The 22,484-nt window shown below is 67.1% G+C and carries 22 protein-coding genes; 6 read left to right on the top strand and 16 right to left on the bottom strand.

Translation table 11 applies throughout. The features are described from left to right. Window position 1: 1 nt before the first annotated feature. The gene (locus QYL93_RS25930; RefSeq protein WP_305746373.1) at window positions 2–1,174 is read right to left on the bottom strand and encodes an esterase-like activity of phytase family protein; all 1,173 of its coding nucleotides are present in this window, start codon (window positions 1,172–1,174) and stop codon (window positions 2–4) included. A 299-nt stretch (window positions 1,175–1,473) separates the two neighbouring features. On the opposite strand from QYL93_RS25930, the gene QYL93_RS25925 reads away from it, so the two are divergent. Continuing rightward, entirely contained in the window at window positions 1,474–1,947 is a 474-nt protein-coding gene (locus QYL93_RS25925) for a hypothetical protein (RefSeq protein WP_305746372.1), read from the top strand. Here the strand turns inward: QYL93_RS25925 and QYL93_RS25920 are convergent. From QYL93_RS25920 to QYL93_RS25880, 9 genes are all read right to left on the bottom strand, one after another. Then, complete coding sequence (locus QYL93_RS25920) at window positions 1,903–2,538, bottom strand: putative glycolipid-binding domain-containing protein (protein WP_305746371.1); 636 nt, start codon at window positions 2,536–2,538, stop codon at window positions 1,903–1,905. The genes QYL93_RS25925 and QYL93_RS25920 overlap by 45 nt on opposite strands. A 46-nt stretch (window positions 2,539–2,584) precedes the next feature. Next, on the bottom strand, window positions 2,585–3,103 hold the full coding sequence (locus QYL93_RS25915; protein WP_305746370.1) for a GNAT family N-acetyltransferase: 519 nt from the start codon (window positions 3,101–3,103) through the stop codon (window positions 2,585–2,587). Beyond that, on the bottom strand, window positions 3,103–3,564 hold the full coding sequence (locus QYL93_RS25910) for a GNAT family N-acetyltransferase (RefSeq protein ID WP_305746369.1): 462 nt from the start codon (window positions 3,562–3,564) through the stop codon (window positions 3,103–3,105). The genes QYL93_RS25915 and QYL93_RS25910 overlap by 1 nt, the downstream gene beginning before the upstream one ends. A 48-nt stretch (window positions 3,565–3,612) precedes the next feature. Next, window positions 3,613–3,996 carry a YkvA family protein gene (locus QYL93_RS25905; RefSeq protein WP_305746368.1) on the bottom strand — a complete coding sequence of 128 codons (384 nt, stop codon included), beginning with the start codon at window positions 3,994–3,996 and terminating at the stop codon, window positions 3,613–3,615. Between the two features lie 32 nt (window positions 3,997–4,028). After that, window positions 4,029–5,252: a hypothetical protein gene (locus tag QYL93_RS25900; RefSeq protein ID WP_305746367.1), complete on the bottom strand. Its 1,224-nt coding sequence runs from the start codon at window positions 5,250–5,252 to the stop codon at window positions 4,029–4,031. A 239-nt stretch (window positions 5,253–5,491) separates the two neighbouring features. Next, window positions 5,492–7,720, bottom strand: coding sequence for an ATP-binding protein (locus tag QYL93_RS25895; RefSeq protein ID WP_305746366.1), 2,229 nt, complete (start codon window positions 7,718–7,720; stop codon window positions 5,492–5,494). Next, a complete protein-coding gene (locus tag QYL93_RS25890; protein WP_305746365.1) occupies window positions 7,705–8,967 on the bottom strand; it encodes a hypothetical protein in 1,263 nt (420 codons plus the stop codon). The genes QYL93_RS25895 and QYL93_RS25890 overlap by 16 nt, the downstream gene beginning before the upstream one ends. 173 nt (window positions 8,968–9,140) lie before the next feature. Beyond that, window positions 9,141–9,602 carry a hypothetical protein gene (locus tag QYL93_RS25885; protein ID WP_305746364.1) on the bottom strand — a complete coding sequence of 154 codons (462 nt, stop codon included), beginning with the start codon at window positions 9,600–9,602 and terminating at the stop codon, window positions 9,141–9,143. 15 nt (window positions 9,603–9,617) lie between these two features. Next, a complete protein-coding gene (locus tag QYL93_RS25880) occupies window positions 9,618–10,451 on the bottom strand; it encodes a hypothetical protein (protein WP_305746363.1) in 834 nt (277 codons plus the stop codon). A gap of 387 nt (window positions 10,452–10,838) precedes the next feature. On the opposite strand from QYL93_RS25880, the gene QYL93_RS25875 reads away from it, so the two are divergent. Together QYL93_RS25875 and QYL93_RS25870 are read left to right on the top strand one after the other, a co-directional pair. After that, entirely contained in the window at window positions 10,839–11,855 is a 1,017-nt protein-coding gene (locus tag QYL93_RS25875) for a PhnD/SsuA/transferrin family substrate-binding protein (protein ID WP_305746362.1), read from the top strand. Between the two features lie 147 nt (window positions 11,856–12,002). Further along, a complete protein-coding gene (locus tag QYL93_RS25870) occupies window positions 12,003–13,700 on the top strand; it encodes a hypothetical protein (RefSeq protein WP_305746361.1) in 1,698 nt (565 codons plus the stop codon). Window positions 13,701–13,905: 205 nt separating this feature from the next. Here QYL93_RS25870 and QYL93_RS25865 read toward each other — a convergent pair whose 3' ends face one another. From QYL93_RS25865 to QYL93_RS25845, 5 genes are all read right to left on the bottom strand, one after another. Further along, the gene (locus tag QYL93_RS25865; protein WP_305746360.1) at window positions 13,906–14,469 is read right to left on the bottom strand and encodes a YcxB family protein; all 564 of its coding nucleotides are present in this window, start codon (window positions 14,467–14,469) and stop codon (window positions 13,906–13,908) included. A 117-nt stretch (window positions 14,470–14,586) separates the two neighbouring features. Then, on the bottom strand, window positions 14,587–15,237 hold the full coding sequence (gene leuD / locus QYL93_RS25860; protein WP_305746359.1) for a 3-isopropylmalate dehydratase small subunit: 651 nt from the start codon (window positions 15,235–15,237) through the stop codon (window positions 14,587–14,589). Further along, window positions 15,234–16,652, bottom strand: a complete 1,419-nt coding sequence (gene leuC / locus QYL93_RS25855; RefSeq protein ID WP_305746435.1) for a 3-isopropylmalate dehydratase large subunit — start codon at window positions 16,650–16,652, stop codon at window positions 15,234–15,236. The genes leuD and leuC overlap by 4 nt, the downstream gene beginning before the upstream one ends. Before the next feature lie 33 nt (window positions 16,653–16,685). Further along, window positions 16,686–17,591 (bottom strand): alpha/beta fold hydrolase, encoded by a 906-nt coding sequence (locus QYL93_RS25850; protein WP_305746358.1) that lies wholly within the window; start codon window positions 17,589–17,591, stop codon window positions 16,686–16,688. Window positions 17,592–17,617: 26 nt separating this feature from the next. After that, on the bottom strand, window positions 17,618–18,622 hold the full coding sequence (locus QYL93_RS25845) for a tripartite tricarboxylate transporter substrate binding protein (protein WP_305746357.1): 1,005 nt from the start codon (window positions 18,620–18,622) through the stop codon (window positions 17,618–17,620). Between the two features lie 118 nt (window positions 18,623–18,740). On the opposite strand from QYL93_RS25845, the gene QYL93_RS25840 reads away from it, so the two are divergent. Next, complete coding sequence (locus tag QYL93_RS25840) at window positions 18,741–19,640, top strand: LysR family transcriptional regulator (protein WP_305746356.1); 900 nt, start codon at window positions 18,741–18,743, stop codon at window positions 19,638–19,640. A gap of 53 nt (window positions 19,641–19,693) precedes the next feature. Beyond that, complete coding sequence (locus QYL93_RS25835; RefSeq protein ID WP_305746355.1) at window positions 19,694–20,134, top strand: GNAT family N-acetyltransferase; 441 nt, start codon at window positions 19,694–19,696, stop codon at window positions 20,132–20,134. Between the two features lie 12 nt (window positions 20,135–20,146). On the opposite strand, the gene QYL93_RS25830 is transcribed toward QYL93_RS25835, so the two are convergent. Further along, window positions 20,147–20,611 carry a VOC family protein gene (locus QYL93_RS25830; protein ID WP_305746354.1) on the bottom strand — a complete coding sequence of 155 codons (465 nt, stop codon included), beginning with the start codon at window positions 20,609–20,611 and terminating at the stop codon, window positions 20,147–20,149. Window positions 20,612–20,732: 121 nt separating this feature from the next. Between QYL93_RS25830 and QYL93_RS25825 the strand changes: the two genes are divergently transcribed. Then, complete coding sequence (locus QYL93_RS25825; RefSeq protein WP_305746353.1) at window positions 20,733–22,463, top strand: hypothetical protein; 1,731 nt, start codon at window positions 20,733–20,735, stop codon at window positions 22,461–22,463. Window positions 22,464–22,484 lie beyond the last annotated feature (21 nt).

Here is a 22,484-nt window from a genome sequence, read left to right as displayed (position 1 = left end):
ATCAGTCCGGGATCACTTCAAACACCACGAACTGATTGGCCTGCGTGTCGGCGGTGAAATTGTTGTCCGCCGCCAGCACGATGGTGCGGTGGCCGTTGGGCAGGGTCTTGCCCCAGGTGATGGCCTCGATGTTGTCGAGCTTGACACCCTGGTAGGTGATGGGCATTTCGAGCAGCAGCTTGCGTGTCATGGGGGTGTAGGCAGCAGTGCCTGCCAGGCTGGCCATGCTGGTCACGTTGGTCGTGGCGTCGGTGATCTCGGTCAGCACCAGGCGGATGGTGTTGCCGATGCCCGATGCAAAGGCCCGTTCGATCGCGATGAACTTCTTGTTGCCGATGGCCAGAAAGTCCGACAAGCCGTTGTCCGGCCCGAACGGCGCGCCGGCCGGCGCATCCACCGGAATCTTCGGCAACTGGTACGCATACTGCGCCTTGGCCGCACCCGAGACCGGGTCCAGAGCCGTCACGCGCACCACGCTGCCGGCCTGCACGGTGGTGAGCGGGCCGTCCTGGATCAGCGCGTCCTCATTCGCCACGAACACCGTGCCGTCGGGCGCCACCGTCAGCGCTTCGAAGAGCTTGTTGCTGCGCGCGCCCGTGCTGGTGTTGTCCACGTAGTTGTAGATCGCCGGCATCTTGAACTCGCGCACGAACTTGCCGGCCGTCGTCATCTCGCGCACGAAGGGCTGGAACAGGGTTGCCGCCGTAGTACCCCAGTTGCCCTCGGACGACCAGTACAGGTTGCCATTGGGTGCCAGGCGGATTGCCTCGGGGTCCACCGTGCGGGCGTTGGCCGGGAAGCTGGAGCCATCCTCGCGCTGCATGTAGGTCTGGCGGTTGACCTTGACCGTCACCGGGCCGGTGGCGGCGTAGTCGATGCTGAGGTTGTAAAAGCGCGGCGTGCCGCGCTCGCCACCGCGGTCGTCCGAGATGGCCCAGTAGCTGCCATCGGTGGCCTGGTCCAGCCCCGAGATGCCGCCGAACTCAACGCCTTCGAACAGCGTGGCGGTGGGGATGGAGGCGGTGCCGATCAGCTTGAGGGATGCGACGCGGGATTCGCCGTTGTCGTCGTCGCTGCCGCCGCAGGCGGCCAGGGTGGCTGCCGTCAGCGCGGCCAGCGCGAACGCGGCAGCCGTGCGGCGCCAGGCGGAGGTGGTGGTGTGAGCGAAACTCATGTTGTGCGTCTTTCTGGGGGATTGAGGAAAGCAGCACGGGAGGTTGGGGGGCAAATGCGTCAGGTGCGTGACACTCCAAGTCATTGGAGACACATGTTGCTGCGGGGAAACACAGCACATCCAGTACAGGAGCAGCGCGTTGCATCAAAATCAGTTGGTTCCCGCAGTCAACCTTGGATATCGACCGCCGCCATGTTTCAATCGCTGTTGCACCAACACCGCCATGCGGATGAAGATCAGTGCAAGCTGGCGCTGGATGGCACCCTTTCGACACCTCGGCTAAAGAACAGGTAGTTTGCATGACTGAACGGCTATCCCTGGTGCTCTGGAGCTGGTACGCAGAAGACGAGTACAAGAACATCCTCGCACTTTGCGAGCTGTGCCAGGCACTCGAATTCCTGGCTTCCAGTGCAGCAGAACAGGCGAACAGCATCCCCAATTGCCAGGCATGCGAGACTTGGTATTGCATGGTCTTGCCGGTCAAAGACTACCTTGAAAGTTGCCCCCAGGCCGTTGGTCCGGACGTAAGGCATGCTTTGGCGCGCACGTGGGAAAGCTGCAATGCCATGGATGCAGGCGCCTTGGAATGTGGTGATCCGGAAATCTTCAACCACCCCGATTGGGAGCCGGTCAGGAACGACGCCCGCGCGGCGCTCGCGGTGATCGACTGGCCAAGATTTCGGGCCGATGCGGACAAACTGGTGCTTGAGTGCAGGACGGCGCTGTTTTCAATCGGGCGTCGAGAGCGAGGGGGTCCCAGTGCCCAGCCTTGAGAACAGTTCCGGGTACTCCACCACCGCGCCGCGCTCGCACACCTCCAGCACACCGCTGTACCCCACCGTAGGCGCGTCGTACTGGTAGCGCAGGGCATCCAGCCGCCGGTAGACCTGGGGCAATTCCTGAAGCCGCAAATCCGGAAACGACAGCCAGGCCGCAGGCGCCTTCGCCTCCTGCCCCACCTGCAAGGCCATGCGGCGGATCGCGATCATGTTGGTGGCAGGGCTGAAATTGAGGTCCATGTCCGGGCATGCGCTGACGCTGACGCCGGTATCCGCATCGGGCCCAGCGCCCTGCCCCACCCGCCAACGGCCATCGGCGCCGGGGTGAAAGCGCAAGTCCACTACGCGCTCACCGCAATGGCCGGACACATGGGCAGCCTGCGTCACCCAGCCTGTATCGACACGGACCACATAGCCCAGGTCGCATGCCAGCCCTTCGTCATGGAACACCGCCATGCCGCGCAGGTCCCAGCCGCCATCGGCCCGCTGGTAGACACGGCAGACATCGCTGCCAGTGCCGCCGCCAATGCGGCGCCAGAAGAAGGTGTGTTGCGGTGCGGCGGTCATGGCAACGGTCTGCGGCATAGGGGTTCCTCCTGCGGTTCAGTGCCAGGCGCCTCCGCGTTACTGCCTACTGCAGCAGCAAACCCATCTGCATCGCACCATGGTAGGTGCCATCGATGCACACGGCCTCGGGCTCGGTGCCCCAGGCGACGAAACCCAAGGACTCGTACAAGGCGTGAGCGGCCGGGTTGGGCAGGTACATGGTGAGGTGAACGCGGCGCGCGCCTGCCTGGCGAGCGTGGTCGATGGCCTGGAGCACCACCAGGCGCCCCAGGCCCTTGCGCCGGTGGGCAGGTGCCACGAAGGTGCCCCACAGTACAAGCTTGTGGCGCGAGGAGGTGAATGGCCCCGATGGGGCCACGGCGGCTGTGGCGGCCAGCGCGGCCCCGACAAAGGCGCCGAACACGGCGTTCGACGGAGCGGACAGCTGGTCACGAAAGCCCTGGAGGGGGCGCGCCAGCTCCTCCTGCATGCCCAGGCCCAAAGGCACGGGGTTGTCTGCAGCAACCTGCCAGCGCAGCGCGCTGAAGGCCTCGGCATCCTCGGCCGTGAGCCGGCGCACGCTCGTGCCATCGGACAGCGCCATCACGCAGCCACCGGCACCTGTTTGCGCATGAACACGCTGTGCACATCCGGCGCATAGTCGCCAAACGGACCGCACTCTTCATAGCCCATGCGCGCGTACAGCGACAGCGCCTCGGGCTGCAGGGGGCCGGTCTCCAACGCAAAACGCTTACAGCCGCGCGCGACGGCCTGGGCTTCGACAAAGTCCAGCAATGCCCGGGCCAGGCCCTGGCCGCGGGCCTCGGGGCGCACGTACATGCGCTTGACCTCGCCGAAATCGGCGCCCAGGACCATGGCGCCGCAGCCCAGGGCCACGCCCTGCTCCGAGCGCGCCACGGCGAACAGCACGTGGGGCTGGTCGAGCGCGTTGAGGTCGATGCCGTGGTGACTCTCGGGTGGGTACAGCGGCTTTTGAAAGGCGTCGAGGTCGTCGATGAGCTGCACCACGTCGGGTTGGCGGGGGGATTCCAATCGGATTTGCATGCTCGCTATCGTACGGGAATCGTAAGGGATCGCACCCCACCGCTGCCTTCAGTTCGGCCGATGCACCCACCAGTAGATGAGCCCCGACGCAAAGGCCAGCCAGACCAGCACGATGGCCACCGCCGCAGCCCGGCTCCGGGGCCGCTCCAGCACGCTGGCTGCCTTGTCACGGGCGTCCTGCAGCACCGCAGGCGGCAGCATACGGATGACGAGCAGCAGGCCCAGAGGGACGACAAGCAGGTCGTCTAGATACCCGAGCACGGGGATGAAGTCGGGGATCAGGTCAATGGGGCTGAGCGCGTACGCGGCCACTGCAACGGCCAGGCAGCGCGCGGGCCATGGCGTGCGCACATCGCGCGCGGCGAAGTAGACGGCGACGACGTCACGCTTGATGCGGCGCGCCCAGTCTTTGGCGGCGGTCAGGAGTGACATGGTGAGCAAGTATCACCCAGGCCGCAGGCCCATCACCCCTGGGTCTTGAAATACTGCGCGCACATGCGCCCGACCACTTCAGCGACTTCCTCGACAGTGGGCAGTGCATTGGCAGAGAGCGCAAGCAACACCTCCTCCCTACAGAGGAAATTATCGTCCTCCGCCTGCGAATACCTGATCCGCAGGTGCGTCCAGAACAAGTCCGGATCAACTTCTACGACGCCGCTGCGGCTGAGCCAGGATTTGGTCTTGGAAAGCCGGATGGCGGTGAAGTGGCTAGCGTACTCAGCGTACAGCGCCTGTGGCGGGACGCGCGGGTCTGCACCGGTGGCCAGGTGCTCGAAGACGGTGTGGAGGAATGGCAAGAACCATCGGGATTCCCGATTGGGAGGTTCCCCCAGGTGGTCGTTGAGCGCGGTGCGGGCCCGCTCCCATGACGCGCGTTGGGCTGCACTATCGAGGTTAGCGTTCACCTTGGGAGGCTTCTTCGTGGGCACAGTGGTCGTCAAAGCGGCCACGCGGGCTTCGTACTCGGTGCCCTTGAAAAGGCGCACATCGGCAGCCACCAACTTGGCCCGCGCGGCCAACGCCTCGGCCAGCACGGCGGCCACGTCGAGGCTGCCGGCGTTCACCGCCAGGCGCAGCGGGGTGCGGCCGCGAGCGTTGGCAGCTGCGGGGTCCAGGCCCCACTCCAGCAGTTGGCGGGTGGTGGCGACAGGGTCGCCAAAGCGGTGCCAGGTTGCCGAAATGCCTGCGCGGCTGCCGGCCAGGCCCTCCACGTCGCCAGCGATGAACATCAGGGCATTGGAGCCGCCAGTGTTGGTGGCGTGCACATTGGCACCGCGCTCCCTGAGTAGTTGCAGCAACGGCAAGCTGCCCAGGTAAGCCGCCATGAGCACCGGTGTGTACATCCCGCGCTGGTCCATGGCTTCGATGTCGGCACCGGCCTTGAGCAGCATGTCGATGGCCTGCAAGACCATGTCGGCGTGGCCTTCATCCGCATCGTCGCGGAACGGTATGTCAGAAATCTCGCCCCGCATGTCGCGCAGCCCCAGTGCGATGCAGATGGCGGGCTCTTTGGTCTGCTTCGGATCGCCCCCTGCCGCCAGCACCAGGCCCAGCTTCTCCAGCACACGATGGTGCTCCCCGGAATAGGTGGACAACTGCCCACAGCACACGGCCAGCGGCGTGGAATTGCGGTTCTTGCGCCTGTTGGGATCGGCACCGTGCTCCAGCAACAGGCGCAGCAGCGCCACCTGGGCATCCACGCGACGGGCCACGGATGCATCGTCAGAACTGTCGGAGTAAGCCCAATGGGTGCTGCAGACCCACTGGGCCGCAGGGTACTGGGACACACTGATGCGGTCCGGGTGTACGCCTGAGCGCACTAGGCGTTCGATCTCGGCAATGAGGGCGTCGAATCCAATCTCGCGTTCCAGGGTGACGTTTGAAGAGGCCATGACGAAAAGTGAACAGGTTAAAAAATGCGGGAGGATCAGGACTTGGCCATCACCGCCAGTTCCTGGTGCAGCAGCAACTCCACCTCGCTGGGCTCGAACTGCGCGGACATGAGCGGTATGGCAAAGCCGTAGGTCGCGCCCTCGCGGCGCAGCACCCAGGCCAGTTGCAGGCGCGCGAGCGACTGGCGCAGGGCTTGGGCGTCGGCCTGCACGCCATGGCCTTGCAGCAACCCCGCCAGCGCCACCAGGCTGGTCTCGCTCTGCTGGGCGACGTGGTAGACCACCACGCGGTCGAGCCGGCAGGCGTCGTCGTCGGGCGAGAGGCGGCCCCAGCCGGCCAGGGCGTCCTGCACGGGCTGGGAGGCCAGGGCCTGGTCCAGGTGGCGCGCCTCGATCACGCGCTCGCCGGGCTGCAGGGCCTCCAGGCATTCCTGGCACAGGATGGCGACCAGGTTGGCGCGCAGGCCGCTGGCGTCCACCAGGCGCTCCACCAGCGCATCGCCGCCAAAGCCCAGGCGCAGGCGGCGCAGCGGCTCGGTGGCCAGGGCTTTGCAGGCGGGCCGCTCCAGCCCGCCGATGGCCAGCACCTCGCCAAAATTGCGAAGGGGGCTCTGGTAATCGAGCACGGCCGTGGCATACAGGTCCCAGAAGCCGGCCAGCATGAACCAGCAGCGCCCTTCTTCGCTGAGCGAGCGCAGGGTGGACAGCTGGTGGTAGCCGTTGTTCGACTCGTCGCGAAAGAACAGGTCGGCCTCGTCGATCAGCAGGTACAGGCGCTTGCCGGCGTACTGGGCCTGCAGGTGGTCCACGATGGCTTCGAGCGGCGTCTCCGCCGGCAGGCCGAACTGCAGCGCCATGCGCGGCGCCAGCCGGTGGTCGCGCAACGAGACGTAGTGGCAGACGATCTGCGGGTGGCCCTGCAGGCGGCGCTGCACGGCCTTGAGCAGGCTACTCTTGCCCAGTTGCCGCCCGCCCACCACCAGGTAGTTGGCCGGCTCGCGGTTGACCACGCGGGCCAGCAGTTGCTCGCGCCCGAAGAAGGAGCCCTCGCGCGTGACCCCGCCCCGGGTCTGGTAGGGCGAGATGCGTGTCACGCGCAACTGGGCCGAGAGCAGGCGCAGCAGCACCTGCAGCGGCTGGGCCGAGAGCAGCCATTCGGTCTGGCTGGCGCTGTCCACCATCACGTGCAGGTTGGCACCATCGTCGGTGTGGGCGCGCAGCAGTGGCCAGGGGGTCTCGGTGCCATGGTCGCACAGGATGAGCAGCACGTCGGTGCCGGTCTGCGCGGCGCGCAGCTGGCGCAGCACGGTGGCTTCGTCGAGCCCCGGCGCGGGGATGTAGAGCAGGCAGCGGTCCAGCGAGACCGGCAGGTCCGGTGGAAACTGCCACTCGAACACCGCGCCGGGCAGCGCCCAGTCGCGGCTCGGCTGGCTGCGGGCAGACACGCGCTCGGCCAGCACCGTGGACTGGTCCGCGGGGTCGTCGTGTGCGAACTGCACGGCGCTCTGCCAGTCCCGGGTGCGGACCTCGGCAGCTTCGAGCGTGGCGCGCAGCCGGCCCACGGTGCGCAGCAGCTGGTCGATGCGCGGCAGGCGCGAGACAGGGGTGCGCAGCAGCTTTTCGGGGCGCAGCTGCGCCGGGCCGATCAGCGGGTGGCGCAGCACCCATACCACGGCGCCCACGATGAAGATCAAGGCGCACCACTTGATGAGGCTGCGCAGCCAGCCGAAGGGGTCGGCTGCCTCCACCGCAGCGATGCGGCTCTGGCGCACGGCCTCGGGGTCCATGTCGTCGCCCTTGCCGTCCTGGCTTTCGGGGCCGGCTGAGCAACTGATGGGCAGCGCGCCAGCGGGCATGGGCGGCTTGCCGGGGCGGCAGGTCCAGTGGTACATGTCGGGCGTCATGTGCAGCAGCACCTGGGTGCCGGACAGGTTGCCGAGCGCAGGGTCGTTGATGACATCGGCCTGCAGGCGCAGCGGCCCGGGCGAGGTGACGCGCAGCTTGGGGAAGGGTATCTGCGGCGCGTACTTCTGGATGTCCTCGGGCCAATGGCCCAGCTCCTGGCTGGCCTGCACCAGGGCCACGCGCCACTGCACCAGCTCGCCCCATAAGGGGCCGATGCTCTCGGCCGTGCGCACCGATCCGCGGGTGGCGGGGTTCAGGTGCGGCGTGAGCAACGCGCTGCCGATGAACAGCGTGGCTGTGGCGATCAGCAGCGCGCGCACTACCGGCCAGGTCAGCCAGTACCTCAGCTGTTCGAGCACGCGGCCTCCAGCACCATCAGGCCCGCATGGCGCACCGTGTCGCAGCGCCAGTGCAGGCGCGCCGCATCGCCGGTGCCGCGCACATGGATGAGGTTGCCCCAGAACAGGCGGCGCAGGTCGTCGTCCTGCAGGTAGGGGCGGGCGCGCCCCAGGTCATCGGCCTGCAGCAGGCTGCGCAGGCGTTCGCGCGGGGCGCCCTCCTGCGCCAGCGGCAAAAAGGTCTGCCACAGGCGCGGGCTGCCTGCCAGCTGTGTGCGCAGCGCGGCAGATGCAGCCTGGGTCTCGTTGATGCCCTGCTCCACCAGCCACTGCAGCCCCTCTTCGAACAGCGCGGGGTGGCCGCCGCTGGCGTCCAGCAGGTGGGCCAGCACGGGCGTTGGCCAGTCATGGCCGGGCCAGCGCTGGCGCGCCAGGATGGACAGATCGGCCAGCGTGGGCTCGGGCCAGTGGTTGACCTGGGCGATGTTGAGCAGCGACAGGTCGCCGCTGCGGTACTTGAGGTCGGCCAGCGCCTCGCCGCCGCACAGCAGCAGGTGCAGGCGGCCGCTGTGCATCTCGCTCAGGCTGCGCAATATGCCGGCCAGCGTTTCGCGCAGCGCGGGCGTGCCCTGCTCGAAGCGGCTGACCAGGCAGAACAGGCGCTCGCCGGCCACAAGGCGCCGCTCCAGCGCGGATTCGAATTCATAGTCCGACTGCACCTCGCCCAGCCCGCACTGGCGGCCGATGGCGGCGAAGTACTCGGTGGGCGCGGTGCTCACGCTGTAGGGCGGCTGGATGTGCAGCACCGACGTGGCCCCGTACTGCTGGCGCGCGCGCTGCAGCAGCTCGGGCCGAAACGGCGGCTGCCCCCAGTGCGCGGGCGACAGCAGCATGGAGATGGGGTACGGCATGGCCTGCGCGAGTTGGCCGAACAGCCGGGCCTGGAAGGCGCCGAAGGGCTGTTCGCGCTCCGCACCCGTGGCGGTGCCCGCAGCCGTGGCAGGCGCCTCCACCTCGGCCTGAAGCGGAAACTCCGGCGCAAACCCGGCAGCGCTGAGCAGGCGGTTGGCCTCGACCTCGGTCAGGCGCAGGTAGCGGGTGCAGGCCACCACCTTATCGCGCGAGCGGGCGTTGGGCGCCGACATGCCGTTGCGCCAGTTGTTCACCGCCTCGCGGCTCAGGCCGATCTCGGTGGCCACCCCCGAGGCGCTGGCACGGATGCGGCGCATGTAGAGGGACAAAAGCTCCGGGAACGAATCGTGGGCCATGGATGGTGGGCGGCAAGCCGTTTGGGGAATGGGATGGCAGCAAAAAGAGGCCGGAGCCTCTGGCACGGATTGTCTCCTGAGCCAGGGCTGCCGACCGCCAAAAAGCCTGTGCATCGAACAGCGACCGAGCCCGGCAGTGGGCCGGCAGGCCATGGCCGCCGCTCGATGCGGGCTCACACCAGCCTTTGCACCAAGGGCCAGGCCTTGTGGCAGGCCAGCCCGCATGCCGCCAGCACCGGGCTGTACAGCACGGCAACGCCCACGATGGTCATCAGCCAGCCAGGCTCCTCGTCTTCGCAGTCCTCCCCGGCCTGGCCTTTTTCTCCCTCCCTCGCGGCCTTTGCGGCCTTGTCCTTGTCCGAATCGGCGTCACCTGTGACCTCCTGCACCATCACCCCGGCCACCGCCAGCAGCGCAACGCCCAGCACTCCCAGGTAGGAGTACTGCAGCGCCAGGCGCTCCAGCGGATAGAAATAGCCGGCCAGCAGCACGCCCGGCAGCACGAAGAACAGGCGCATCAGCCACCGGTACCAGTCGTAGCCTTCGCCTTTTTCCAGCGCGCCCAGCACCAGCCGGTAGGCCAAGGCCCCCAGCACAAAGATCACCCCACCCCACCATTCGATCTGCGTCAGCATGTGTGTTCTCCCTGGTCAAGAGCCGATGGCCGCGACTTCACCGTCGGTCTCGTCATCACCGCCATCGCCTTTCAGCTCGCTGTGCGTGCGCGTCGCGTAGTACAGCGGCAGCGCAATGGCCAGCACCAGGCCCAGCCCGAGCCACAGCCACAGGCCCTTGAACAGCAGCACGGTGACCACGGTGAAAAGCGCTGCGTGCAGCAGGCCCTTGAGCGCCGAGCCCAGCACCACCACGCCGATGACGCCGTCCATGGTGTTCTTGACGCCGTTCTTGCCCATGGCCTTGGCGATCTCGACAAAGGCCTCGGCGGCCTCCTGCGCCTCCTTGCGCTTTTTGGCCTCGTCCTTGGCCAGGCGGGCGACGGAGAGGGGCTTGGCCGGGTCGTGCGCATCGGCCGCAGCGCGTTCGCCGGGCTCATCACCATCGTCCGGGTCGTGCGCGGGCTCGACGATGGTCTGCAGGTGCGGGTACAGCGCCAGGAAATACGAGCGCGGCACCCACTGGCCCTTGTCGAAGTACATGCGCTGGGTTTCACCGACCTGGTCGTAGAACACGTCGAGCACGGCGGCCTGCAGGCCATGGCCGAAAAGCGCCACCAGGGGTGACAGGGGCAGCGGGTCGCTGGTGCCGGTGTCGAAGTTCAGCTGCAGGTAGCCGGGCGCGGCCGTCACCTGCTGGTTGAACCACTCGGCATCCCACAGGTCTGCCAGCGCCACGCCCAGCTTTGCGGCCCAGCGCGCGGCCTCTGCGGTGTTGCCCTCGGCGATGTACTGGTACACCAGTTGGGCGTACTTGAGCCGGATCGGATCTTCGAAGAACAGGTGCAGGGTATGTGCGTTTTGGGACATGGTGGAGTCGGTGCAGCGACCGGGATGGGCTGCGAAGTGGTTGAATTGTTGCCGTGGCGCGTGTGCCGCGCCCTCTCCACCTTGTCCATCGCCGCCGCTTCGGCGGTTGACAGCGCGTCAACCGGGCCATGGCAGGCATGCCTTTTGACTCGCTCGCCACAACCCTGCCCCGCGCAGTCGCCAAGGTTACAAATACCCCAGTCGCCTCGTGCATACTGGGTACCCCTTTCAGCGCCTGAGTCGCACCTCCGTGCAGCAGCAGGCCGCCCGCAGGGCACCCATTCCCAACGCAAAGCCCACTCCAGCGCCCGGCCATCCCGGTCGGCCTGCGCTGCGGGCGGCCTTGCGTTGCCGCTTACCAGAACGAACCTAGGGAGATACAACACCATGTTTGCCACAAAGCCACTGGATGCGCGCCTGTGCGCGACGCTGCTGTCAGGCGCCACCTTGCTGCTGGGCCCCGTGGCCGCACAGACCACGGCCACCCCGCCGGCCAAGACCAGCGCTGCGCGGCAGGCCGCTGGACCCGCCGCCCCCTTGTTTGGCGGCACGCGCGAAAAGCTGGTCGTGGCCATGCCCAAGACCTATGCCAAGAGCGAGACCATGCTCATCTGGGGCGACTACTTCAACCACCTGGCACGCTGCGGCAACATGGACCTGCAGAACCTGCAGGGCGAGTCGCTGGAGCGCAGCGTGAACATCGACACGCTGGGCGAGAAGGAGCTGATCGACGGCATCGTCGCCGGCAAGGTGCAGCTGGCCCAGGTCAACCCCGGGCTGGTGCCGCAGTTGGTGGCCGCAGGCCAGCCCACCCCCTTCGGCGTGCCGGGCAACAAGGCCAGTGGGCAGCGCAACTCGTACAAGCTGATCCTGATCTCGCGGGTGGACAGCCCGTTCACCAAGCCGCAGGACCTGGTGGGCAAGAAGATCGCGCACACCACGCCCACCTCCAACTCGGGCAACCTGGCGCCGCGCGCCCTGTTCCCTGCGCTGGGCCTGGTGCCCGACCAGAACTACGAGGTGGTCTTCTCCAATGGCCACGAGCGCTCGGTGACCGGGGTGATGCACGGCTTCTACCCGGCCGCCGCCGTGGCCAGCGACCTGTACCAGCGCATGGTGGTCAAGGGCGACGTGAAGGGGTCGAGCATTCGCACCCTGTGGGAGAGCCCACCCTTCATGACCGAGACCTGGACCCTGGGCAAGGACGTCTCGCCCGAAGTGCAGGCGCGCGTGACCAAGTGCTCGTACAGCTACAGCTTCTCGCCCAAGCTGCGCCAGCTGCTGCCGGGCAACGACTCCTTCCTGGCCATCAACTTCGAGCGCGATTTTGCGACGGTGATGGAGGTCTACAACAAGACCCAGAAGGCCCAGGCGGGCAAGGCGGCCACAGCGGCCAAGCCCTGAAGAGCCACCGATCCGCTGACTAGCTAGTGGGTCATGCAGGGACATGGCACAGTCTGGGCTCGCTCGCCGGCAGGTACGCTGGCCACCCCGGCGTGAAAAGGCGTTGGGGTGTAGCGCTTTCAACACGATGAAGCAAAGGCCCCGCTCTTGACCACTCTTGCTGCGATGATCGCCCGGTTCTTTCTGCGCCACCTGCTGTCGTTCGTGCTGATCTGCGCGGTGCTGCTGCTGGGCCGATGGGCTTGGGCCGAGTGGCAGGCCTACCGGTCATCACAGGCCGAGATTGCCCAGCTGGCAGGGGCCGACCAGCGCATCGCGCGCGATGCAGGCGCCCTTGCCACCGCCAGCCAGGAGCGCGTGGCCAGGCTATCGTCGGCATCGCTGAGCGCCCTGGGCGAGCGCATCGACGCGGTGGACCAGGAGACCCGGCGCAAGCAGCTTGAGCGCCAGAAGGCCAGTGAGCTCGGCCCCCTGCTCAAAGGCCAGCCCATCCTGGAACACCAGTTGGCCGGCATGCGGCTGGATGCCGAGATCTACCTGCTCGACGCGGAGCGCAAGTACCTGCAGGAACTGCGGCTGCGCTTGCAGGCCACCCAGTCGGCGCAGTCGCGCCGGGCTGAGCTGGAGCGGCTGCGCCTCAGACACCAAGGTGTGTACACGCAGTGGCAGGCCGCAAAAAGGGAGCGGGAGGCGCTGGAGCAGAGCCATCCCGTGGCATGCCGGCTGGGCATCGGTTCGGCACAATACCGCCAGTGCGGGCAATTGAGGGCGCTGCAGGACCAGTTGCTGGCAGACAACCGCCGCGCCGATGGCGACTACCAGCGCCAGTTGGCATTGGTGCAGGAGATACAGCCGCTGCCGGCCCTGCAGGCGTTCGCGCCGGACCGCAGCGATATCGACACCTTGCTTGCACCACTGCGCGAACGGCAGGCGGCGCTGCAGGACCTGCGTGCCGGCAACTGGTTTGGCAGGCTGTCGGCCCCGCTGCTGGAGATCATGCCAACGGCGCTGCTGATACTGCTGGGTGCCATGCTCACGCCGCTGGCCATCAAGGTGCTGTTCTACTTCGTGCTCGCACCGCTGGCCGCGCGGCGCCCTCCCGTGCGCTTGCTGCCGGACAGCCTGGGCGAGCTGGCGCTGGAATCAGGCCACGCAGCGGTGTCGCGCGAGGTGGTGGTGGACGCCGGCCACGAGCTGCTGGTACACCCCGACTTTCTGCAGAGCGCGTCCACCGCAGGCCACAGCGACACCTGCTGGCTGCTGAACCCACGTTACCCGCTGACCAGCCTGGCGTCGGGCATGGTGGCGCTGACCCGCATCCGCGCCAGCGAACCTGCGACCTATGTGGTGTCGGCCACGCAGGACGCCCACAGTGAAATCGGCGTCCTGCTGCTGCCCGCAGGCGCGGCCCTGGTGATGCAGCCGCACAACCTGGTGGGTGTGCTGCAGCAGCGCGGCATGCCGGTGCGCATCACCTCACATTGGCGGCTTGGCAGCCTGCACGCCTGGCTCACGCTGCAACTGCGCTACCTGGCGTTCCACGGCCCCGCGCAACTGATCGTGCAGGGCTGCCGGGGCGTGCGGGTAGAACCGGCCGATGCGGGCCGCGCCATCAGCCAGGCGGCGACCATCGGCTTCAATGCCAACCTGGGCTATTCCACGCGCCGGTGCGAGACCTTCATCGCTTACCTGCGCGGCAAGCAGGCTCTGCTCAACGATTCCTTCGAGGGCGGCCAGGGGTTCTATGTGTACGAGGAGATGCCCCACCCTGGCAAGCACCAGGGCGGCCCGGCACGGTGGCTGGAGGGCTTGGCGGATTCGGTGCTCAAGGTGTTCGGGATCTGAGAGGCTGAGAGTCTTTCGTCCATGCCCGCCTTGCACGCCAAAACACCCTGGCTCTTCGAAAGCAAATGCTCGCCATAGCCCGAGCTATGACTGCGCTTTGCGCCTAGATCCAGTGCGTTGTGACGCGCCTTTCGGGCACGGTCAAAAAACCCTCAGCCTCTGAGCCGACGGGCCCCGTGCAAGCGGGCCCCAGGGTGAAGAATCTTTAGTCCACCTGAAGCGGCACGCGCTGCTCGATGAGCGCATAGGTCTCGGGCGTGAGGATGGACTTGGGCACGGTCAGGCACACGGCGTTGTCCACGAACAGGAACACGAGCGTGTCGCTCTCCTGCCGGCGCTTGAAGCCGGCCCACTGCCAAAGGCTGTGGGCAGCATCCGATCGCTGCTCGATGCAGTCGGCCCGTATGTCGAGGGACTGGGGCGCAAGGCAATAGCCGTCGTCCTCGAACATGGCATTCTGGAGCGAACGGGTGCCGCTGCCGACCAGCGCCCAGAAGGCCAATGCACCGATCACGATGCCTGCGGCCCCCACCGCCAGGTGGCTGCCCATATCAGGCAACGACTCCAGCCAGCGGAACAGGAACACCAGCGGCACCACGGAGGCACCCCACAGCACCAGGGGCAACCACCATCGTCCCGACCCGGCTGCTGTTTTGTCGCTGCTCTGATCACTGCTGCCAGCACCGCGCCGCAGTTGGGCCTTGGCATTGGCCAGGATGCGTTTTTGCAGATCGACATAGTCGCTGCGCGTAAGGGAAAAGGATTGCATGGGTACGGCTTGGGGCAATGTGTCACCCCACTATAGAGGTCAACCCATCCCCTGCCCTGCTACGGCGGCCGCAACCGGCACAATCTCACGGTTGCCGGCAGAGTTTGCGCTGTGCCCTCACGCCCCTAGCCGCTCCCGTGTCAGCCGCGCCACATCCTTCACCCAGGGCTGCACCGCCCAGTGCTGCGCGGCAAAGGCGTTGATCTGATCCTGGTAAGTCAGCGACGCACCGATCACGTCCAGCCCATCGAGAAACATGCGCCGGTGCCGCTCGGAGATGGTGAACGGTGCGCTGCGCCCCGCCGTGCGCACCTGCCGCTGCTCCACATCGATCTCCATGGCCAACGGTCCTGTGGTGGTGCGGGCCTCCTGCATGAAAGCCTGGGCATCAGGCTCGCTCACCATGGCCAGCAGCAGGCGGTTGTTCATGGCGTTGGAGTAGAAGATCTCGCCAAAGCTCGATGCGACCACGGCCTTGAAGCCGTACTGCTGCATGCCCCACACGGCATGCTCGCGGCTGGAGCCGCAGCCGTAGTTGCTGCCGGCCAACAGCACGTCGGTGCCGGCAAAGGCCGGCTGGTTGAGCACGAATTCGGGCCGCGGCTGGCCCGCGCCGTCGAAGCGCAGGTCGTACAGCAGGCCGGGCGCCAGGCCCGCCTTGTCGATGCCGCGCAGAAACTGCTTGGGCATGATCTGGTCGGTGTCGAGGTTGGCGATGTCGAGCAAGGCAGCCTGGCCGCGCACGGTGGTGTTGTTGTCGGCGGTCATGCGGTCACCTCCAGGGTCCGTACATCGGTGATACAGCCAGTCACCGCGGCAGCCGCAGCCATGGCCGGGCTCATCAGGTGGGTGATGGCGCCGCGGCCCTGGCGGCCCTCGAAATTGCGGTTGGTGGTGGAGGCGCAACGCTGGCCGGGGGCCAGCACGTCGTCGTTCATGGCCAGGCACATCGAGCAGCCGGGCTGGCGCCATTCGAAGCCGGCGGCCACCAGGCGCGCGGCAATGCCCTCGGCCTCGGCCTGGGCCTTCACGGCGCCCGATCCGGGCACGACCATGGCGCGCACGCAGCTGGCCACCTGGCGGCTACCGACGATGCGATCCACCTCGCGCAGGTCTTCGATGCGGGCATTGGTGCACGAGCCGATGAACACATGCTGCACCGGCACGCCCGCCAGCGGCTGGCCCCCCGTGAGCGCGGTGTATCGCAGGGCCTGCTCGGCGCTGCTGCGCTGCACGGCGTCGGAAATCTCCTCGGGCCTTGGCACGGTGGCGTTGATGGCCATGGCCTGGTCGGGGCTGGTGCCCCAGGTGACGAAGGGGGCCACGGCGCTGGCGTCGAACACATGCTCCACGTCGAACACGGCACCTGCATCGCTTTGCAGCGTGGCCCAGTGGGCCAGGGCCTGGGTGCGTACGTCGCCCGTGATGTCGGGGGCCTTGGCCAACACGTAGGCGATGGCCGTGGCGTCGGGGGCGATCAGTGCGCCGCGGGCGCCCGCCTCCACCGCCATGTTGCACAGCGTGAAGCGCGCCTCCACCGACAGCGCAGTGATGGCGCCGCCGCAGAACTCCACCACATAGCCGCGCGCGCCCTGCGCGCCGATGCGGCTGATGACCATGAGGATCAGGTCCTTGGCGGTGGTGCCGCTGGGCAGCACCCCATCCACGCGGATGCGCATGTCCTTGGCCAGTCGGTAGACCAGGGTCTGGGTGGCCAGCACGTGCTCCACTTCGGATGTGCCGATGCCGAAGCCCAAGGCGCCCAGGGCGCCGTAGGTGGTGGTGTGGCTGTCGCCGCAGATGATGACCATGCCCGGGCGCACCATGCCGTGCTCGGGCGCGATCACGTGCTCGATGCCCTGCAGCGGGTCGTTGGTGTCGAACAGCGGGATGCCGTGGCGGTCGCAATTGGCCTTGAGGTTGCTGGCCTGCAGGGCCGAGGGTGGGTCCTGGATGGTGCGCCAGCGCACCGGATGCGTGGGGATGATGTGGCTCACCACCGCCACGTTCTGCCCCGGCACGGGCACGCCGCGCCCGGCCTCGTGCAGGCCGGCGAAGGCCTGGGGGCTGGTGTATTCGTTCATCAGGTGCAGGTCACAAAAGAGCAGCACGTTCTGTTCGTCCAGAACGGCCACGGTGTGCGATGCGACCAGCTTCTGGTAGAGCGTTGTGGGGATGGTCATGGTCATCGTTGGTTTTGTTGTGTGGGTTCTTGCCTATCGGCCATCCAGCAGGAAGGGCAAAGCCGCTTCGAGCAGCGCATCCGGCGCTTCCTCGGCGATGTAGTGCCCGCAGGGCAGTGCGTGCCCGCGCACGTCGGCCGCCACGCGCTGCCATTCGGCCAGGGGCTTGAAGCACTGGTGCACCACGCCCTGCTCGCCCCACAGGGCCAGCAGCGGCATGGCCAGTTGGTGGCCGGCATCGCGGTCGGCCCGGTCTTGCACCAGGTCGATGCCGGCGGCGGCGCGGTAGTCCTCGCAGATGCCGTGGGCCGTGCCGGGCAGGGCCAGGCAGCGCACGTACTCGGCCAGGGCCCGTGGGTCGAACGGTGCCAGGCCCGCGCTGCGCCGGCCCATCACGTCGCGCACATAGGCCGCAGGTTCGGCTTCGATCAGGCGCTCGGGTAGCGGTGCGGGCTGGATCAGAAAGAACCAGTGCCAATAGGCGCGCGCAAAGGCGTCGTTGGCCTGCTCGTACATGGCCAGCGTGGGGGCAATGTCCAACAGCACCATGCGCTGCACGGCCGCCGGGTGGTCCGCCGCAAGGCGGTGCGCCACGCGCGCACCCCGGTCATGGGCCAGCACGGTGAAGTGCGGGTGGCCCAGGTGCTGCATCACCGCCAGCATGTCGGCGGCCATGGTGCGCTTGCTGTAGAGGGCATGCTCGGCATCGCCAGCAGGTTTCGCCGAATCGCCGTACCCGCGCAAATCCGCCAGCACCAGCGTGAAGTGCTGCGCCAGCACCGGCGCCACCTTGTGCCAGATGGCCGAAGTCTGCGGGTGCCCGTGCAGCAACAGCAGGGCCGGGCCCGTGCCACCCACCAGCGCGTGGATGTGCTGCCCGTCGGGCGTGGGCACGCGGTAGGGGGTGAAGCCGGGGAAAAGCGGGGTCGTCGTGGTCATGGGTGTCGTTGGAACTGCGGCGGGGTCTATTCGGCGGTGATGCCCCGCTCTTTGATCAATTTGGCCCACTGCGGCATTTCCTTTTCAAGCCGGGCGCGGGCCTGCTCAGGGGTCGAGGGCGTGGGGTCGAAACCATCCTTGGTCATGCGCTCCTTGAGCGCGGGGGCATTGAGCGCCTGGTTCAGCGTGGTGTTGAGCCGGTCGATGACGGGCTTGGGCGTACCCGCCGGCGCGAACACGATGAACCAGGTTTCGAAAGCGTAGCCGGGCAGGCCCGCCTCGGCAATGGTGGGCACGTCTGGCATCAGAGCCGAGCGCTTGGGGCCCGTGACCCCCAGCGCCCGCAGCTTGCCCGCCTGCACATGCGGCTGCGCGGCCGACAGCACCGGAAAGCTCAGCGCCACCTGGCCCGACATGGTGTCGATCATGGCCGGGCCGCCGCCGCGGTAGGGGATGTGCACGATGGGCGTGCCCGCCACGGCCTTGAACAGCTCGGCCGACATGTGGAAGGTGCTGCCTGCCCCTGCAGAGCCATAGGAGTATTGCCCCGGCCTGGCCTTGAGCAGCGCCACCAGTTCCTTGATGTTCTTGGCCGGCAGCGCATTGTTGACCACCAGCACATGCTGCGAGCTGGCCACCATGCCGATGGGCGCCAGGTCCTTGAGCGTGTCGTAGGGCATCTTCGCGGTAAGGCTGGGGTTGATGGCCAGCGACACGGTCTGCAGGCCGATGGTGTAGCCGTCCGGTGCGGCCTTGGCCACCATATCCACGCCGATGTTGCCGCCGGCGCCGCCCTTGTTCTCGATGAACAGCGAGCCGCCCAGTGCCTTGGCCCACTCGTCCGTGACCAGCCGCGCGGCGATGTCGGCGCTGCCGCCCGGGGCATAGGGCACCACCAGCTTGATGGCCTTGTTGGGGTAGCCGGCTGGCTGCGCCATGGCGGCGGATGGCGCCAACAGGGCCAGTGTGGCTGCGGCGACTGCAGCGGCAGCCATTCGGCGGGATGTGAGCGGGATAGCGGAATCGGTCATGGGTTTGTCTCCTGCAGGTGGTTATTTGTTGTGGGTTGGATCTTATGAGTGATGTGCAAAGCCATAAATACCGTCAAAATTACTTCATTCATAAATTCAAAGCACGAATCAAGCACCCATGGACGGTTTTTCGGACCTGCGCTTTTTTGCACTGCTCATGAAGGAAGGCAGCCTGGCCGCCGCCGCGCAGCAGATGGGCATCACCCCACCTGCGGTCAGCCGCCGCCTGGCCCAGCTGGAGCACCGGCTGGGCGTGCGCCTGCTGCACCGCACCACGCGGCGCATCCACCTCACGCCCGAGGGCGAGACCTACCTGCTCGACGGTGCCCGCATCCTCGGCGACCTGGAGGCGCTGGAGCGCACGGTGGCCGGCGCGCGCAGCTCGCCACGCGGCCTGCTCAAGCTGGCCGCCACGCTGGGCTTTGGCCGCGTGCACATTGCGCCGGCCCTCTCGGCATTCGCGCGCGCCTACCCCGAGGTGGAGGTGCAACTGCACCTGACCGACCGCCCCGTGAACCTGGTGGAACAGGGCTTCGACGCCGCCGTGCGCTTCGGCGACCTGCCCGACTCGCGCCTCACGGCCCGGCGCCTCATGGCCAACCAGCGCGTGCTGTGCGCGTCGCCCGCCTACCTGGCGCAGGCGGGCGAGCCAACGCAGCCGGCCGACCTGCTGGCCCACCACTGCATCGTGATCCGCGAGAGCGACGAAACCTATGGCACCTGGCATCTGCACCAGGGCGAGCGGCAGGAGACCGTGAAGGTGCGCGGCATGCTCAGCACCAACGACGGCGCAGCGGCCACCACCTGGGCGCTGGACGGGCATGGCGTGCTCATGCGCTCGCACTGGGACGTGGCGCCCTACCTCGCCTCAGGCCGCCTGCGGCTGGTGCTGCCGGGCTGGGCCCTGCCCGCTGCGGACGTGACGCTGGTCTACCCGACCAAGAGCGACCTGTCGGCCAAGACACGGGCGCTGGCGGATTTTCTGGGGGAGTGGTTTGCCGGGCGGCGGGTGGCGTGAGCAGCCGGCGCACGGATGCAGAATGCAGGCACACAGCAAGGGAGCACACAGGCATGCAGATCCGCCCCATCGCACGATCAGAACTCTCGGAGCTGCTGGCGCTCTACACGCACCTGCATGCTGACGATGACCTGCCGCCCGACGACGGGACGGCCGAACGGATCTGGGATGAACTGCTGGACAGCGGCCTCTATCGGTATGAAGGTGCCTATGTGGATGGCCAACTGGTCTCCAGCTGCACCATCACAGTCATCCCCAACCTCACGCGCGGCGGCAGGCCGTATGGTTTGATCGAGAACGTAGTGACGCATGCCGACCATCGCGGGCGTGGCTACGCCAGGGCCGTGCTGCAAGATGCCCTGTCCTTCGCCTGGGCCCAGGGCTGCTACAAGGTGATGCTGATGACCGGGCGCAAGGACGAGGCGACGCTGCGATTCTACGAATCCGCAGGCTTTGACCGGCATGGCAAACAGGCCTTCATTGCCCGGCCTTGAGTCCCATCGGGTTCACGCAACGCCCGCAAACGCATCTTCGATGAAGCGCTGAAGCTCTTGTTCTTCCAGCAGTTCGATCGAGAAATGGCCAAAGCGCCTGGGCAGCCACAGGATGCGCGCGCCGCTGGGTGACTGCAGATCGCCACGCGCCAGGGGTTTGCCATGCTCGTCTTCCGGCTGCACACCGGCGGCCACCAGCTCATCGTAGGCCGCCTCGATGTCAGGGGTGGAGTAGCAGTGGCGGTAGATCGTGCCCTCGCCCTGGGTGTCCATCAGCGCCTTCAGGTTGCCGGCAATGGGCTGCACGAGCATGAAGCGCTCGGAGCCAAACATCACCACCGCATAGCGCACATGCAGGCCACCGCGCTCCCACACCTGGGTCCTGGAGACCCGGGCGCTGAAGACACGGGCGTAGTAGGCGCAGGCCTCCTCCAGGTTGCTGACCAGAACATCGACGTGGCTGAATTTCAGATCCATGGCTTGCCATCACTCCTCACTTTTTTCAAAGGTGCAGAGCTTCGCACAGGCCAGGACCTTCAGATTTCTCAAGCCCTGCCGATAACAACCGCAGCCGCATCAACAAACCAAGAACCAGAAAATGAGTGCAGTCAGTCTTTCCTCTCCGGCAGCAGCCCTGGGAACACAGAGTGCCAGCATCAAAGCCTCCACCGCATCGAAAACGGCCCCAGCACCAGCCTCCAGCGGAGTGGCCGCAGCAGTCGCCACGGCCACGAGATTCACTGCATCGGTCCCACCGGCGATTGCACCATCGGCCACCGGCGACACCCGCTTTCTCCACGTCACGCAGTACCCCGCGTCCCTCGAAGCAGTGGACGTGACCTACGAGGCACTGGCGAACCTGCAGACCCGCAACGGGCAGATGCAGGTGTGGGAGCAGGCACCCACCACGGCGGTGGACCAGATCATCGGCCGCAACGCCAGTGCCACCACAGAGAAGGCCCGGTTTGCCGGGCTGGGCTCGGCCCTGCTGGAGCAGGTGGCCAGCACCGGCGCCAGCTACCGGCAGACCATCGTGAACGTGGGCGCAGCCTACTCGCCGGGCAAGATCCAGGGCAAGGCCACCGATGCGCTGTGGGCCATCCAGTCCCGCCCCAGCGCCAGTGCCGAGCTGACCATCAAGACCCAGTCGGGCGCAACGGTGCGCATCTCGATTGCCGACCAGCGCGAGCCGATCGGCACGGGTTCGGGCATCGCGGTGCAGATCGATGTCGAGGGCGACCTCACGCCGCAGGAGAAGCAGGCGCTGCAGTCCCTGGCCAAGGGCTTCGACCAGGCCATAGAGAGCCTGACCGGTGAGCCGCCGACGCTGGACCTGGAAGGCCTGTCGAAGTTCGACACCCAGTTGCTGGGCAAGGTCGAGTTCAAGACCAGCCTCTATGGCGTGGACGAGAACGGCTCGCGCATCCAGAAGCTGGGCGTCCGCTACACGGCCGACGCCAGCAACCGCGAGATCGAGATCAAGACCCCCCAGGGCACGGTGGCTATGAAGACCGACCTGCGCCAGAGCGCGCTGTGGGGCACGGCGGACCAGAAGGCCTATGCCGTGCAGCAGTATCTGGGCCGCATCGACAAGGCCGCCCAGCGCGGCAATGCAGACGCGGACCTGGTGGAGCTTTTCAAGTCCAGCTTCACGGCCATGAACGGCAGCTACGGGTCGGCCGCAGGCAACCGCGCCACCACCGGCCTCGGGCCAGCCCAGTCCGTGGACTTGAACCGCGATGCAGGAGCCTTCAGCGAAGAGGACCAGAGCCTGCTCACAGGCCTGGCGGACTTCAACGCCTCGATCACCGCCACCCGCCGCGCTTCGAACCCGCGCCGCCTCAAGGAGGTGGACAGCTTCGAGTACACGCTCAACCAGTCCACCCAGGTCTCAGGCACCTCGCCCGGTAACCGCGCCGTCACACAGACACAGACCGCCAGGCTGCTGGCGTCCTTCCACCAGTCGCTCGACGGACCTTCGGCCAAACTCAAGCTGACCTCCGACTCCGCCACGCAGAACTACTACTACAAGAAGGTGGAAGACAGCAGCAGCACCCAGGTGGAGCTGGCCTACGAGAAGGACGAACCGGTGCGCGCCCTGGTCACCCAGACCGCGTCGCAATCGCTGCAGTCGCTCAAGGTGGAAAACAACCGGATCACCGAAAACACCGCCGATCCGGCCCGCCAGCAATCGAAGCAGACGGACCTGCTGCCCCTGCTCAAGGAACTCAAGCGCCAGCAGGAGGCGAATGCGCTGGCGGATGACGAGAAGCAGAAGACGTTGCGGGAGTGGAATGGGATGGTGCTGGGGGACTGGGGAACGGCGTAGGGCCCAGGCGGCGCATCCCGA

Source organism: Acidovorax sp. A1169, assembly GCF_030704685.1.
Classification (GTDB): Bacteria; Pseudomonadota; Gammaproteobacteria; order Burkholderiales; family Burkholderiaceae_C; genus Acidovorax.
Note: the sequence above shows the minus strand (reverse complement) of the source record. Positions and strands in the feature narration are given on the sequence as shown.